This is a genomic window from Actinomyces gerencseriae DSM 6844, from assembly GCF_000429265.1.
Classification (GTDB): Bacteria; Actinomycetota; Actinomycetes; order Actinomycetales; family Actinomycetaceae; genus Actinomyces; species Actinomyces gerencseriae.
The window spans coordinates 84,254-98,912 of record NZ_AUBN01000012.1; the positions used below are offsets into that span (position 1 = coordinate 84,254).

The 14,659-nt window shown below is 69.6% G+C and carries 10 protein-coding genes; 5 read left to right on the forward strand and 5 right to left on the reverse strand.

Going from position 1 to position 14,659, the window contains the following annotated elements:
• Positions 1–43 precede the first annotated feature (43 nt).
• Both G448_RS0106240 and G448_RS18980 read left to right on the forward strand, forming a co-directional pair.
• Positions 44–2,095, forward strand: coding sequence for a DUF6571 family protein (locus tag G448_RS0106240; RefSeq protein WP_342663530.1), 2,052 nt, complete (start codon positions 44–46; stop codon positions 2,093–2,095).
• A complete protein-coding gene (locus G448_RS18980; protein WP_156910939.1) occupies positions 2,076–2,795 on the forward strand; it encodes a hypothetical protein in 720 nt (239 codons plus the stop codon). The genes G448_RS0106240 and G448_RS18980 overlap by 20 nt, the downstream gene beginning before the upstream one ends.
• A gap of 281 nt (positions 2,796–3,076) precedes the next feature.
• On the opposite strand, the gene G448_RS15365 is transcribed toward G448_RS18980, so the two are convergent.
• From G448_RS15365 to G448_RS0106265, 4 genes are all read right to left on the reverse strand, one after another.
• Complete coding sequence (locus G448_RS15365) at positions 3,077–3,292, reverse strand: PIN domain-containing protein (RefSeq protein ID WP_245572208.1); 216 nt, start codon at positions 3,290–3,292, stop codon at positions 3,077–3,079.
• A 281-nt stretch (positions 3,293–3,573) separates the two neighbouring features.
• Positions 3,574–4,323, reverse strand: coding sequence for an anaerobic ribonucleoside-triphosphate reductase activating protein (locus G448_RS0106255; RefSeq protein WP_026407301.1), 750 nt, complete (start codon positions 4,321–4,323; stop codon positions 3,574–3,576).
• Positions 4,316–4,498: a hypothetical protein gene (locus G448_RS18730; protein ID WP_245572209.1), complete on the reverse strand. Its 183-nt coding sequence runs from the start codon at positions 4,496–4,498 to the stop codon at positions 4,316–4,318. Before G448_RS18730 ends, G448_RS0106255 begins: the two co-directional genes overlap by 8 nt.
• Complete coding sequence (locus G448_RS0106265) at positions 4,495–6,450, reverse strand: ribonucleoside triphosphate reductase (protein ID WP_026407302.1); 1,956 nt, start codon at positions 6,448–6,450, stop codon at positions 4,495–4,497. The genes G448_RS18730 and G448_RS0106265 overlap by 4 nt, the downstream gene beginning before the upstream one ends.
• A gap of 1,724 nt (positions 6,451–8,174) precedes the next feature.
• On the opposite strand from G448_RS0106265, the gene G448_RS0106275 reads away from it, so the two are divergent.
• From G448_RS0106275 to G448_RS0106295, 3 genes are all read left to right on the forward strand, one after another.
• A complete protein-coding gene (locus tag G448_RS0106275; protein WP_026407303.1) occupies positions 8,175–8,291 on the forward strand; it encodes a tartrate dehydratase subunit beta in 117 nt (38 codons plus the stop codon).
• A 164-nt stretch (positions 8,292–8,455) separates the two neighbouring features.
• On the forward strand, positions 8,456–10,171 hold the full coding sequence (locus tag G448_RS0106290) for a serine hydrolase domain-containing protein (RefSeq protein WP_245572210.1): 1,716 nt from the start codon (positions 8,456–8,458) through the stop codon (positions 10,169–10,171).
• Between the two features lie 378 nt (positions 10,172–10,549).
• Positions 10,550–12,244, forward strand: coding sequence for an alpha/beta hydrolase (locus G448_RS0106295; RefSeq protein WP_026407304.1), 1,695 nt, complete (start codon positions 10,550–10,552; stop codon positions 12,242–12,244).
• Between the two features lie 733 nt (positions 12,245–12,977).
• Here G448_RS0106295 and G448_RS0106305 read toward each other — a convergent pair.
• Positions 12,978–14,576 carry a hypothetical protein gene (locus G448_RS0106305; protein ID WP_245572211.1) on the reverse strand — a complete coding sequence of 533 codons (1,599 nt, stop codon included), beginning with the start codon at positions 14,574–14,576 and terminating at the stop codon, positions 12,978–12,980.
• Positions 14,577–14,659 lie beyond the last annotated feature (83 nt).

Consider the following 14,659-nt stretch of genomic DNA (forward strand, 5'->3'; position numbering starts at 1 on the left):
ACGCTCGGCATCGCGCTGGCGACCGAACCCAGGGAGGTCGACGATGACGACCCGCGGGCGCTGTGGCCGGCAACCGAGCCCACGGACTCGTTCGGGGCCCCACACGGCCGTCCAGACCGTCAGAGACCGCGCCGACACGATCGAGAAGTACAAGGACAATATCGTCGCGTTGAACGAGTCGGGCACGGCCTCGATGGACGCCGACGGCGTCATCACCCTGACCCTGCCCGACGACGCCGCCCTGCCCGACGATCCCACGGACTTCGCCTCGTGGGCGCAGGCCACGATCGACGCGAATGATCTGAAGTCCCTGACCGAGTCCAGCGATATGACCGCCACGTCGCCCAGCGGGCGCACCTACGACCAGGTCATCGACTCCATCCGGGCCAACTCCACCGATAGCGGCGGCTACGACGCCGACCACCGGGCGGCCTACTCCGATGCGCTCATCACGGCGATCGGCCCGGAGAACCTCACGAGCCTGCCGATCAGCGCTCAGCAGCACTTCCTCTACAATCCTCCCACCGGCAAGGAGGTGAACACCCGCCCCGAGGCGGGCGGGGACCTGGCGAGCCTGCTGGGCACGGTGCTGGCCACCGCGTCCTGGTCCTGGTCGTGGGACGAGGTCCGCTCCCGGAAGGTGGCCGACGCGATCGTCTCCTCGGTCGACGAGGAGGGCGAGTACGGACGGATCAGCGCCCTGAACGCCATCCTCGGAGGCCACGACGCCGATGACAACCACGTCAATGATCTGACGTTCGACCGCCGGCTGCTGGTCGACCTGGCCGAGGGCCTTGATGACATCGATTACCAGAAGGTCGCTCGGGCAGCCTCCTACCCGGAGCAGGGAGGGGGCGACCTCACATCGCAGGGAGAGGCCCGGGCACGCGCGACGATCCTGGGCTCCAGCCTGAGCGGCTACTCCTTCGATCCCCTGACCGGGGTGCTGGACGCCATGGGCAACAATTCCTCCGCGGCCCTGGCGTACCTCGCGCCCACGACCGAGGACGGCGCCGTGGACACCAGCCGCGTCGCCGACCTGTCCGCACGGACATGGGATGAGGCCGGCCTGGCCGGCTACACCGGCGCCGTGGCGGCCGCCTCCTCGCTGCGCACCAGCGAGGTGGGCAACCAGAGCGAGCAGGCCACGCAGCTGGCCGGCTCCGCCATCCACAGCCTGGCCCGGAGCACCAGCGCCGACGCCTACAACGAGGACGCCAAGGCCCGCACGGGCATGCTGCTGGCCAACTGCCCCGCGGAACTGGTCGTGGCTGCGCAGAAGGATAATGGTCAGGGTGCCCCTATCACGGATCCGGAGACGGACTCGCCGTTCCCGGAGGCGACCTCGGACGACATGAGGACCCTGATCTACGACGTCGCCGACAGCACGTCCGCGGTGACGACCATGAGCTCGACAGTGGCCGACTACACCCACAACCACGCCGTCGCCCTGGCCAAAGACGCGGAGGGGGACGAGCAGACCAAGATCTCCGCTCTCAACAACGAGTACAACCACGGGGCCCAGGCCGCCGGCCTGATCGCGGGCCTGGCCGACAACCGCGCCGCGGACATCACCAGCGCGGGTACGGCGAAGAGCGACGGTGCGGAGAGCACCGCGTCCACCGCCCTGGGGGCCTTCTCCACGGCGGTCAGCACGGGCCTGTCCACCGCATTCCCCGAGGCCACACTGGCCTCGGCGGCCTGGAGCGCGTTCTCGACCGTGAGCACGCCGGCCGCGGTGGACGCGCTCACCCCCGATGCGAGCTATCAGGCCAGTCAGGGCTCGGAGGGCCTGAAATCGGGACTGTGGGTGTCCCTGATCCGGGACACCGCCAACCTCGGGCTCCTGAGAGACACGGACTTCAACCCGGCCAAGGGCACCTACGGCTGGCTGGACAACGACGCGCGCACGATCGACCTGACCGGCACCGACCCCGCCACGGTTCACAGCGAGATGGTGGACTGGACCAACAAGATCAACTCCTCCACGCAGTGGGCCAGTGAGCGCGACCCCAATATCCCCGCGGTGGCCGACAACATGCACGAGTTCTTCGGCAGCGGCCGGAGTAAGGGACATGAGTTCAGCACCGAATAACCGTCGGGCCGCCCATGCACGGCGGGCAGTGGCCGCGGTGGTGGCGTGCGCGGTCCTGGCCCTGGCCGTGCTTCTGGGGAGCCGGGCCTGCTCACCCGGACGGGGCGGCGGAGCCGCCCGGGCCTCCTCGACGGAGACCCCCATGGCCGGAGACGCCATCGTGTGCGAGCTGATCGAGGCCTCCCGCCTGGAGGAGATCTTCGGCGAACCGGTCGTGCGCTACGGCCAGGCCTACAACCCCACCAACACCAGACCCGGCTCCCCACCACAGGGCACCTGCTTCATCTACTTCACCTCCCACAAGATCGACAGCATCGAGATCACCTACACCAGCATCGACTACTTCCCCCGACTCAAGGAATTCGGCGGCACGGCCTTCGAGGACGCCTACAACGGCCCGGACGCCGCACCCATCACCGCGGACGGCATCGAAGGACGCGGAGCCACCTGGGGATACAACCTGCTGACGTGGAGCTACCCCGACGGGACGTTCCTGGAGATGCAGATCGATCGTCACGGCCCCTCCACCGACGGGCCCGCCGACTACACCAGCGAGGCGGCCGAGCTGTTCCAACAGATCGGCACCACCATGCCCCAACGCCTCACCAGCCCCGGCCCCGCACCCACCTTCAACACCCGCCCCACCATCAGCCCCACCCCGCCACCGACCCGCTACCCCTCAGAATCCACCCTCGGCTGACCCGATCACGGCCACCGTCACCTGACCACGCACTGCCGGCCCCGACGCCTCTTCACGGTCAACCGCTCGCCAGTGCTTCCGTCCCGACGACGCGCTGCGGCCCTCGAGGGCCTCACCCACACACGACCGCGCGTGCGGCGGGGTGGGGCATACCGCCGTCACGATTTGCTCCCGAATGCGCGCAGCTGCACGGAGACGGAATGGGATGCGGCGCCGTCGTCGGGCTCGCACCGGCGTCGCGCGACCCCGACCACTCGGGCACGCGCCCGAGTGGGCCTCCCTCAAGCCGCGAGCGGATCGACGACGGCGAGGCCACGGGCCCGGGCCGCGTCGGCCAGGCGGGCGTCGTGGGTGAGAACGGTGATTGGGTCCCGCGGGTCGTCCAACAGCGTCGCGGTGGCCAGGTGGATCGCGTCGAGGGATTTCAACTCCCCGGTCAAGGCGCAGGCCCGCTCAATGACGTCGTCGCCGATGTCGAGGAGTTCGACTCCGTCCACGGAGGCGCTGACAAGGCGAGCATCGAAACCTTCACGATGCGCCGCTCGCGCTTGGCCGGGCGAACCCTGCCCTCGCGGACCATGCGCTCATACCAGGACCCCTCGCGATGGATCGGGACGATCCGGGCGATGGGCGAACTCATCGCGTTCACAACACGAGGATACCGGTAGGCCTCTGCACACCCTCCAAGGAGACGCGACAACCCGCGGCGGCAAGGACGACGCCATCGACGCCGAGGCCGCCAGGGCGCGCCGGCTCGGACGCGGCGCCGCGGATGCCCTCACGCCGCCCGGTAGGTGAACCGCTCCCAGCCGAGTGCCTCGATCGACGCGGCCATGCGCTCGCAGGCGGCGTCCCAGCCCTCGGCGGTCACCGCGAAGTCGCCCGTCGTCCCCCTGCCGCGCGCCTGCTGCAGGGCGTAGACGCGCGCTCCCGCCTCGTGCACTCTCCGGGCCACCTCGACGGCGTCGTCGGCCGTCACGTCCCCGGGCACGACCGTGGTGCGCACCTCGAACGGCACCTCGGCCTCCAGCAGCACCCGCAGGCTCTCCCAGGCCTTCGCGCCACCTGAGGGGCGGCCGACCACGGCCTCGTAGTGCTCGGGCAGCGCCTTGACATCCAGCCCCACCCAGGAGATGAGCCCGGAGTCGAGCAGGTCGCGCAGGCGCCGCGGATATGCGCCGGCGGTGTGCAGTCCCACGCGGAATCCCGCCTCGACGACCTCGCGAGCGGCGTCGGCGAGCGCGTCCTGGCGCAGCGCCTCGCCGCCGGTGAAGACGACGCCGTCGAGCAGCCCGCGGCGGCGCCCCAGCAGAGCGCGCACCTCGTCCCAGGCGACCGCCCCGGGCGTGCGCGTGGGGATGAGCGCCTGATTGTGGCAGTAGAAGCAGTTCCACGGGCAGCCCTGCAGGAAGACCGTCGCGGTGAGGTGGTCGGGCCAGTCGACGGTGCTCATGGGCACGAGCCCCGCGATCACCAGAGCATCAGCAGGGCCGGTCGACCGGGCTCTCGCCTCCTTCACCTCAGGCATCGAGACCGAGGGCCGCCGCGATCTCGTCGAGTCGGCGCGTCTTGATCTCACCGCGCCTCACCGCCTCCGCCTCCGTCTTCAGCGCGTACGCGTACTCCAAGTCATCAAGTCGGCGCTTGAGGTCCTCCGGCAGCCGAACGCTCAGAGCCCCTCCTTCTCCGTCGCGAGTCCTCACGCGCTCACCGCGCTCAGCCGGGAGGTGGCGGCCCCGTGGGCGCCGGCGGCGCCCTCGGTGAACATCTGCCGCTCCATGTACTCGCCCTTCTTGCCGATGTTGAACGACTGCACGGGGCGGAAGTAGCCCATGACGCGCGTCCACACCTCGCACTCGACCGGCTCGGCGTCGGGGTGGAGCGCGGCGCACTTCTCGCAGGTGAGGTGCTCCCCGACCAGGTAGCCGTGGGTGGGGCAGATCGAGAAGGTCGGCGTCACGGTGATGTAGGGGGTGCGGAAGGCCGTCAGGCTGCGCCGCACGAGCTCCTTGCAGGCCCGCGCCGAGGAGATCTGCTCGTTCATGTACAGGTGGAGAACCGTGCCGCCGGTGTACTTGGTCTGGAGCTCCTCCTGCATCTCCTGGGCCTCGAAGGGATCGTCGGTGTAGGCCACGGGCACCTGCGAGGAGTTCGTGTAGTAGGGGTTCGTGTCCGTGCCGGCCTGGAGGATGCCCGGGTAGCGCTTGCGGTCCTCCTTGGCGAAGCGGTACGTGGTGCCCTCGGCGGGGGTCGCCTCGAGGTTGTAGAGGTGGCCGGTGGCCTCCTGGAACTCCACCATCTTGTCCCGCACGTGGTCGAGGATCCGCACGCACATGGCGTGACCGCGCGGGTCGGTCAGGTCGTAGGCGTCGTGGGTGAAGTTGCGGACCATCTCGTTCATGCCGTTGACGCCCAGGGTGGAGAAGTGGTTGTCGAGCGTGCCGAGCCACCGCTTGGTGAAGGGGAAGAGACCGGCGTCGATGTGGTGCTGGATGACGGTGCGCTTGAGCTCGAGGGTGTCGCGGCCGATCTCCAGCAGACGGTCGAGGGCCGCCACGAGGCCGGCCTCATCGTCCGCGTGCAGGTAGCCCAGGCGCGCCATGTTGACGGTGACGACACCGACGCTCCCGGTCTGCTCGGCGGATCCGAACAGGCCGTTGCCGCGCTTGAGCAGCTCGCGCAGGTCCAGCTGGAGGCGGCAGCACATGGAGCGGATCATGCCGGGGTCGAGCTCGGAGTTGATGAAGTTCTGGAAGTAGGGCAGCCCGTACTTCGCGGTCATGGTGAACAGGCGCTCGCAGTTCTCCGTCTCCCAGTCGAAGTCCTTGGTGATGTTGTAGGTGGGGATGGGGAAGGTGAAGACGCGGCCCTCGGCGTCGCCGGTGGTCATGATCTCCATGAAGGCGCGGTTGATCATGCCCATCTCCTCGGCCAGGTCGCCGTAGGTGAAGTCGCACAGCTCGTCGCCGATGAGGGGGTGCTCGTCGGCCAGGTCCGCGGGGCAGGTCCAGTCGAAGGTGAGGTTGGTGAAGGGCGTCTGGGTGCCCCAGCGGGAGGGGACGTTGAGGTTGAAGATGAGCTCCTGCATGCCCTGGAGGACCTGGTCGTAGGTCATCGAGTCCAGGCGGACGAAGGGGGCCATGTAGGTGTCGAAGGAGGAGAAGGCCTGGGCCCCGGCCCACTCGTTCTGCAGGGTGCCCAGGAAGTTGACGATCTGCCCGACGGCGGAGGAGAAGTGCTTGGCCGGCGCGGAGGCGATCTTGCCGGGAACCCCGTTGAAGCCCTGCTGGAGGAGGTTCTTGAGCGACCAGCCGGCGCAGTAGCCGGCGAACATGTCGAGGTCGTGGATGTGGACGTCGCCGGCGCGGTGGGCGTCGCCCGCCTCCTGGGAGTAGATCTGGCTCAGCCAGTAGTTGGCGATGACCTTGCCGGAGGTGTTGAGGATCATCCCGCCGAGCGAGTAGCCCTGGTTGGCGTTGGCGTTGACGCGCCAGTCGGAGCGGTCGAGGTACTCGGTGATGGTGGAGACGGCATCGACCTGGGGCCGTGAGCCGTGGGCGACGGCCGAGTCGGCGGAGCCGCGCGCCACGAGCTCGGGGTGAGCGGCGGCGAGATGCGCGGCGGTGGGGATCTGGCTGCTGTCTGACACGGTCATCTCCAGAGTGCTTCCGTTAACGAGTACCGACGCCGTCATGGCGACGGTAGGCGCCGCTCCGACCCCCAGGGCGGGTGCCTGGAGCAACTACGCTGGTTCTGAAGCCTACAACCGAACCACACTCGTGCAACACATCATGTAGGTGCCAACCCCTTTGGCAACCACAACATATTGTGGTCAAGGCGACTTCGATAAGATTCATGGACGACCTCTTTCGGCATGATTGCAAGGCTCCCCGCCCCTCGATCCGGCATGTGCGGCAGATCACATCACGAAATGTCGGACGGCGCCGAGCGCGTGTCGCGGGCGGTGGGGTGGTGGGTGGTGCCCGTGGTACGGCGCTGCGCGGCGCCCCGCGCGCGGCCACGCACGTCGAGTCGGGCTTTTCGGCGTGAGTCCGACGGCGGCGTCGTCGGACTCACGCCGAAAAGCCCGACTCGCGCAGGAATGCCCGACTCCCGTCGCACCGGCCCGGGCGCAGACGCCGCCCGGGAGGCGCTCCTGCTCGACGTCGTCGCCACGCTCTTCGACCACTTCCCGCCCGAGCCCCCGGCGCCCGGCGCCCCGGGCCGCCGACGGCGATCGAGAGCCATCGGGCGCTGCGCCGGGCCGTGGCCCGCATCGACACCTCCTTCCACGAACGCGTCACCCTGGATCGCCCGGTACGGCACGTGGGCTCCCCCGGTTACCCGTCCCAGGTCTTCCCTCAGCAGGTCGACACGACCTTCTCGGAGGATCTCACCCGCGTCCGCCCGCGACGGGCGACCCGGGACCCGGGCGGGACCGGCCACCGCATCGCGCAGTTCGCCGTAGACAGCGGCTTCCCGGCGTCAAAACCCTCAACACGGCCTTCCGGCCGCGCCTTCGGGCGCACGCCCCGGCCTGCCGTCGCCTGCTGACGGCCGCCACCGCCGCCGCGAACTCGGTCTTCCACCAGCGCTACGTCTCTCACCGCGACGAGACAATCATGCGGGTCCTGCACATCTGGGCCTCACGTGCCACCACCGGCGAGACGGCCTCCTGCGCGATGACCAGGGGATCGGATCCAGTCGGAACGCACAGGAGAAATCGTTGGTATTACGGGCTTTCCTCTGCTTTCGATACCGGCGGACTGCTCCTTTGCAACAGGTTCGGGCACGCCCCGCCCGAATGAGCCAAGGCCCGGGCGCTCGCCGCGTGCTGCTAACGGGTACGCGCACCGGCATGAGTCCTGCTGCATTCCACAGGCCCCGCAGCCGCGCCCCGCCGACCTGCGCGACGCTGGCCTGCGGAGCCCGGAGCGCCCGGGAGCGCATACCGGTTCATCACCGTGCGCCATCGGCCCCGCGCGGTCGTACGCAGTCCCACCCGGTCGTACGTAAAACCGCGCGGTCGTACCCCCGGCACACGCGGTCGTACGCAACTCCACGCGGTCGTACCTTAGAGAGGCTCTAAGGTACGACCGCGCGCTCCCGGGTACGACCGCGCGCCCCCGGGTACGACCGCGCGCCCCCGGGTACGACCGCGCGCCCCCGGGTACGACCACGCAGGACCCCGAGACACCGAACCACCGGCACCCGCCCACCCCAACCACACCCTCACACGAAGGGCCCTATCGCGGTCGGACAAGCGGCCCAACTCCCGCGCAAGGTCAGCCTCGATACTGACACGCGCCCACCTCCCGGCGGCTCGCCTCGCCCGCACCGGCGTGCGCCTCATCGTCGGCAAGGTCGGTCAAGGTCGGTATGGACCCGGGCACCGAGACCGGCTGCCGGACGCACGGCGCCCTGCACCGCGTCTTCCCAACCGGCAACGCGGTCATCGCCGCCACCGCCGTCGAGGAGGTCGAGGACACCCAATAGCGCGACCTGGGGATGCCCGAGACGCTGTGGGCCTTCCGAATCACGCATTTCGGCCCGCTCATCGTCTCCATCGACACCCACGGCGACAACCTGTTCGAGTGGTAGAAGAACGAGCGCAAGAAGGCCGCACTGGCCAAGCTCGAGCGCAAGGTTCGGTACATCGGATGAGCGTCGACGGCACCCGCCCGATCGTTCGGAAGGCCGCCGATGCGGGCGCGGCGGGCGCGGACACGGCCGAACGGCTCCCCACCGGCACCATCGCCATCGACGCCAGCGCTCCCCGGCCGAGAGGCGGGCCGGAACCGGGCCTGAGACGCGAGACCAGACCGTGGGCGCGGGTCGCCCATCTCGCCGTCGGCAATGCCGGGGACAGGGCCCCGGCGGCCCTGTCCGGCTTCTCCAGCTCCACGATCCGGCTCATCGTCTCCGCCTTCTTCACCGTCCGGGCGGTGATCTCCTCGGGACCGGACGAGCGGCTCGTCCACCCGTTCGTCAGGGTCCTCGGGCGCTCGCCCCTCGCTCTTGTGCCGGGCCGGCCCGACATGAGTCAACCGGGTGGCTGGATCATCCCGGCGAGGGCGCCGTGGCAGCCTGGCTCCATGAGCACCGCGGCCTCTCCCGCCCCTGGCTCCCATCCGACCTCGCCGGTCCGGTCGCCGCGCGGCCTCCTCCCCCGCTGGGCCCGCGCGGTCCTGGCGGCCTGCCTGGCCCTGGCCGTCTTCGCCGCCGGACCGCACACGCCGAAGGCGGACACCTCCTCCATCACCGGCGACCAGGACCTGGCCAAGCAGGTCATCGACCTCCTGCCCGACGACTACCAGGCCCGCGGCGTCCACGTCTCCGTCATCACCGCCGACGGCGCCCGCCACGCCGGCATCGGCACCGCCGCCTCCGGCCAGCAGTACACGTCCACCACCCCCATGGAGATCGGCTCGATCACCAAGACCTTCACCGGCCAGCTCCAGGCCGACGCCATCGCGCGCGGCGAGGTCAGGGCCGGCGACCCGCTGTCCGCCCACCTGCCCGAGCTCGCCGGAACCCCGGCGGGCGAGGCCACCCTGGAGGAGATCGCCTCGCACCGATCCGGCCTCCCGAGCTTCCCCTCGCAGGACATGGGCAGGTTGCTGCGCGCCCAGATCCTCGGGCTGAACCCCTTCACCGACAGCATCGACCAGCTCATCGACAGTGCCCGTACCACCGAGCTGGGCGAGCGCGGTGAGTTCGCCTACTCCAACCTGGGGATCTCTCTCCTGGGCGAGGCTCTCGCGCGCGCCGCCGGCGCCGACTCCTGGAGCTCCTACATCACGGAGCGGCTCTTCACGCCATCGGGCATGGAGCGCACGATCATCAGCCACGGCGGCATCACGATGGAGTACATGACCCATCTGGCCATCGACAGGGAATCGGGAACGGCCGTCATGGTCTTCACCGACCAGAACAATGATGGGACCGCCTCCGCCCTGGCCGCCGCTCTCCTGACCGATGGACAGAAGACCTCGGCGGCGCACGCGCCGCTATCGGCCGAGACGCTGGCAGAGATTGCACTCCTCGGCGCCTTCACCATCCTGGCGCTCGTCATGGGCCTGTACACGACCGCCCGCGCGGCGAGCGTCCCCAGCCGCATGGCGGTGGTCTGCCGCGCGGCCTCACTCATCGCCTGCCTCATGGCGGCCGCCGCCAGCGGACCCTGGGCGTACCTGCCCGGCTGGATCCTGGCGGTCGCTGCATCGCCCGGCCTGTACGGCGTCGTCCGGGGCATCACGCCGTGGACGCGACTGCCCGCCCTGCCACGTCGCCGGGCCTGGCTCGGCTGGATGCAGGTGGGGCTGAGCGCCGCCTTCGTCGGCGCCTGCCTGGTCGTCGCCTGGCCCAAGGCCTGAGCCGCTCCGGGCCCGGAGCCTTCACGACCGTTCTCGTCCCCCAGGCGGAGGAGCCGGGCACGGGCCGGAGGGTACGGACGCGGCAACCTCCCGGAGGAGGACAGCGGACGTCATCCCCCTCCGCCGGGAGGTCGACCTCGTCCACCCGGAGGCCGCGAACCGACACCTCCGGGATCCTCCCGACGGTCGAGGAAGTCGACGTCGCCGCGCCTTTAACGTCGCGAACGTCCGGGCACTGCGGGAGCGCGGCCCGGGCGGAGCCCATCAGCAGGCATGAGCCGGTCATGCGGCATCGAGCTACCCGCGACCGACCCGGCCCGCGGCAGGCAGCAGAGGAAGACCGACGACGATCCAGACACCGCAAGGAGGGCACACCCCATGAGACCGAGACCCCTCATCGCGCGGAAGGCGGGCGCGGCCCTGGCAGTACTGATGCTGTCGACCGCCCTGACGGCCTGCCAGCCACAGGCCGCCGGCGCCACGGCACCCGCTTCCGCGCCCGCACCCACCGCCCAGGCCAGCGCCCCGGCGGGTGACGCCACCGGCAGCTCCAGTTCCTCCCAGAGTGACGTTCCCCAGGAACTGGAGAGCTTCTACGGCCAGTCCATCGACTGGCAGGACTGCTCGGACGGCACCTCTCCCTTCCAGTGCGGGACGGTCACCGTCCCCCTGGACTACGAGCATCCGGACGGCCGCACCATCACGCTCGCCCTGAAGAAGCTTCCCGCCTCCGACGGCGACGCCGAGCACGGCTCCCTGTTCCTCAACCCCGGAGGCCCGGGTGGCAGCGGCGTCGAGGCAGTGGCGGACGCGCCCCGAGCGCCCGAGGAGCTTCGAGCCGCCTACGACATCATCGGATTCGACCCTCGGGGAGTCGGGCGGTCCACCCCGATCACCTGCTGGACCGACGACGAGATCAACCAGTCCCTGACGGATCCCGGCAACGGCGACATCAGCCCGACGAACCCGCTCAGGGGCATCACATCCAAGAACGTTCCGGCCCAGGAGAAGATCGACCGAGGTACGGCCAACGCCGCCAGGTGCGCTCAGCACTCGGAGGTCCCCGAGCTGCTCGACCACGTCGGCACCCGAAACGTCGCCCGCGACATGGACGTCCTGCGCGCCACGAACGGCAACGCGACGCTGAACTACCTGGGCATCTCCTACGGGACCCATATCGGAGCCGTCTACGCCGACCTCTTCCCCGGCCGCGTCGGACGCGTCGTCCTGGACAGCGCCGTCGATCCATCGAAACGAGAGATCGACCGAAACACCGAGACAGTAGCATTCAAGGAAGACGTCCTGCGCCAGTACGTCGAGCACTGCCAGCTCCAGAGCGACTGCCCCCTGACCGGCTCCACGGACGAGGCGATCGCCCAGCTGACGGCCTTCGTCGACGGCCTGGACCAGGCCCCTCTCGCCGCCCCGGACTCCAGCGCCACCGTCAACACGCAGGACGCCATCGGCATCATCCAGCAGCACGCCGTCGCACAGCCGGACTGGGACGCGCTGACCGCCATGCTCACCCCGGCGATGAACGAGCGTGACGGCACCCTCATGGTGAAAGCGAAGCAGAACTCGGGTGAGGCGCCGCCAACGACCGTCGAGACGGCGGCCAGCCAGGCGAACAGACAGATCATGCTCGCCGCGGTCATCTGCAACGACAACCCGGACACGGCCGACACCGCCTCCGACTGGGACGCGCAGTCGGCCGCCGAGAAGAAGGCCTCCCCCTTCTTCGGTGGTACCTCGAGCGCCATGGACGCCTACTGCCGCGGCTGGGGGCACCGGACGCAGACGCCACCCGCTCAGACCCGCGCCGAGGGCTCCGACCCGATCCTCGTCGTCGGGATCACGGGCGATGTCCAAACACTCTACTCATGGGCCCAGAGCCTCGCCGGCCAGTTGGACAACGGCCGCCTGTTCACCGTCGAGGGCTACGGGCACGGCGGCGCTATCGGCAACTGCGCCAGCGCGGCCACGATCGGCTTCCTCGTCAACGGGACCGTCCCGGCGGAGGGCGCCACCTGCACCGCCGAGCCCCGACAGGCCGCCGGCGGAGCCGAGGGCTGACGGGCGGCGCCTCCGCTGTCGCGATGACGCAGGGCGACGCAGCCGCGAGCGCGGGACGCATGACAAAGCCCGCGAGCTCGCCACCGAGTGGGCCGCGCCGCAGCCGCGAGCGCGGGGGGGCTTCGGAGCCTCGGGGCCGCTCCCGGCGAGCTGCCGGGTGACATCGACCGGAGCCTCGACGTCCGCGCCCCCGTCCGCCCGCATCCGTGCTCCCGGGCCCCTGGCGGGCTCCAACGGGCCCCGCCAGGAGGCCTCCGTGTCCGAATCTGCCACAAAGAGGCTCACACCTCTCGAACGCGCTCGACAGAACCGCGGAATCATGCAGTTTCATGCCAGCCGCTCGGGCCCTGCGGCGGCCTTTGTGGCAGATTCGGACAATCGTCCTTCGCATCGACGACTGACGACCCGGCCGTACGCGACCCGCAGGGGAGGCCGGGCCCTACGCGGAGTTCCTCGCGCACCAGGCCCGGCAGGACAGGTGACCGGCCAGTGCAGCCGCGTACTTCGACCCTTAGACCAGTGCTTCTACCCTTCCAGGTGTACAGCACAGGGCGAAGGGGCGAAGTACGCGGCTCAGCAGGGCAGGACCGCGGTCGACGAGCGCCGTCATCCGGCGGATCGCGACACCCGCGACACCCGCGACACTATGGTCACGCCCTGACGCTCCGCGAGCGCACGGACGCCGTCGCAGGCGCTGGTCTCGACCTTGATGGTCGTCATCCTGAACATGAGATCAGTGCGTCGTGACTGGACACTCCCCGCCGCGCCCGACCGTCGACGGCTCCATCGCCACCATCTGGCCACGGCTCGTGATCTCTTGGAGCTCCGGCGCGGTTCGCCGCTCCTTCTCGGGAAGGTTCACCGAGGCCATGAGCAGATCCGCCACACGGCGGACCTCTTCGGCGTGAGCGTCGTCTACGGCCCAATCGTCGAAGCTCACGGTGATGTTCTCGTCCCTCGTGATGATGTCCAGAGTCGCTCCCTCCTTCTCCATCCGAAGACGGACGTAACGCAGGTCCGACAGGGAAACGCTCCGCTCGATGCTCCCGTCCCCGGTGAGAGCCGACTGCGATGTGAGGAAGAACCGTGTTGGCGTAACACCGAGGTAACTGGCGGCGCCCGTCAAACGCCACTGGGAGACCTCGGCCAGGGCGAGGAGGGGCTCCTCGCGGGGCAGCGCCCACCTGAGGATGCCGAGGGCGCGATTCGACGCATCGTCCTTGACGACCTTGATACCCGGACTCAGGACGAGAGGCTCCTCATAGACCGCACCGCGCAGACGGTCGACGTACTCAATCATGGCGCTCACCGCCCGGTCGACGCCGGACGAACGCCGGGATCTGAGGTCGCGAAGGCTCCAGGTCCGCCCACTCGACTCGGCGGCGAGATGGCAGTGGGCGTCGAGCTGCTCGAGAACCCCGGCGATCAGTTCCATCGACCGACGACGCTCAGCCGGGATCTGCCTGGCGAGGTGCCGCATGAGCTCGTCGTCCCCGGCGGAGCGATGGTCGTCGGCCGCGATCTCGGCGGCTCTGAGCGTCTGGTAGCGATAGTAGGCGGTCTCCGCCATGACGAAGCCCTGGACGTCCGCGACGATCTCCTCGGCCTTGTCCCTCAGGTAGTCGCGCCGATCGGCGTATCCGGCGTCGAGCGACTGCAGATGCTTGTCGAGATAACCGGCGAAGGCCCGGCGCTCCTTGTGCAGCGAGTCCTCAAGGCTCTTGACGCGGTCGAGGGTTCGCGACGTGACGGTTCCGACCTCGCGCGCCTCGCCAACGGCGCCGGCGATGGTGTCGCACAGCCCGCCGAGCCTGTTCCAGTGATCCTCACGAAGGGCCCTGAGCACGTCACGGGTCAACTCGATGTTCTCATCGACCTTGCTCGAGGTCGCGGTGAGCTGCGCGCCGATCGTCAGGAGGGCGAGAGCGGGGCCCAGGCTCGCCACGATGGCGCCCATCTGGGCACCCGTCGCCGGCGCCCAGCGAACGGATGCGGCGAATCTGCCGCCCCGGGTCAGGGTGCCCAGGTAGTAGCCGTCTTTCGCAACGGTCTGCATGGTCCCGAGGTTCCGGATCGTCTCCGGCGCGAGCCTGACCAGCCCCTGGACGGAGGCGAGACCTCCTATGCCCTGTGCGGCAAGGTTCGCGGCGCCGACGGCGTTGCTCAGCGCGTGGACGACCTCACGGTCGCCACGCCTCCCCAGCCCGAAGGGCTCGACCTCCAATCCCGCTGGCACGCGATCGCCGAGGAGGACGGCGACGCCGGGCTCCACTTCGAGAAGGGTCGCCTCCGCGCCTCGCGCCTCCAGCGAGGACCCACTCCCATTATTCATACTCATTGCTACTCCTTGCTCCCGCGGACGTCGTCGTCGGCTGTTTACGGAAGGATGCTTACGGAGGGAACAGTAGCCTCAGG

Excerpts from the sequence above, each read along its gene's own strand:
- G448_RS0106240 (WP_342663530.1), top strand. The coding sequence starts at position 44 with ATGACGACCCGCGGGCGCTGTGGCCGGCAACCGAGCCCACGGACTCGT.
- G448_RS18980 (WP_156910939.1), top strand. The coding sequence starts at position 2,076 with ATGAGTTCAGCACCGAATAACCGTCGGGCCGCCCATGCACGGCGGGCA.
- G448_RS0106255 (WP_026407301.1), bottom strand. The coding sequence starts at position 4,323 with ATGCCTGAGGTGAAGGAGGCGAGAGCCCGGTCGACCGGCCCTGCTGAT.
- G448_RS0106265 (WP_026407302.1), bottom strand. The coding sequence starts at position 6,450 with ATGACCGTGTCAGACAGCAGCCAGATCCCCACCGCCGCGCATCTCGCC.
- G448_RS0106275 (WP_026407303.1), top strand. The coding sequence starts at position 8,175 with ATGGACCCGGGCACCGAGACCGGCTGCCGGACGCACGGCGCCCTGCAC.
- G448_RS0106290 (WP_245572210.1), top strand. The coding sequence starts at position 8,456 with ATGAGCGTCGACGGCACCCGCCCGATCGTTCGGAAGGCCGCCGATGCG.
- G448_RS0106295 (WP_026407304.1), top strand. The coding sequence starts at position 10,550 with ATGAGACCGAGACCCCTCATCGCGCGGAAGGCGGGCGCGGCCCTGGCA.
- G448_RS0106305 (WP_245572211.1), bottom strand. The coding sequence starts at position 14,576 with ATGAATAATGGGAGTGGGTCCTCGCTGGAGGCGCGAGGCGCGGAGGCG.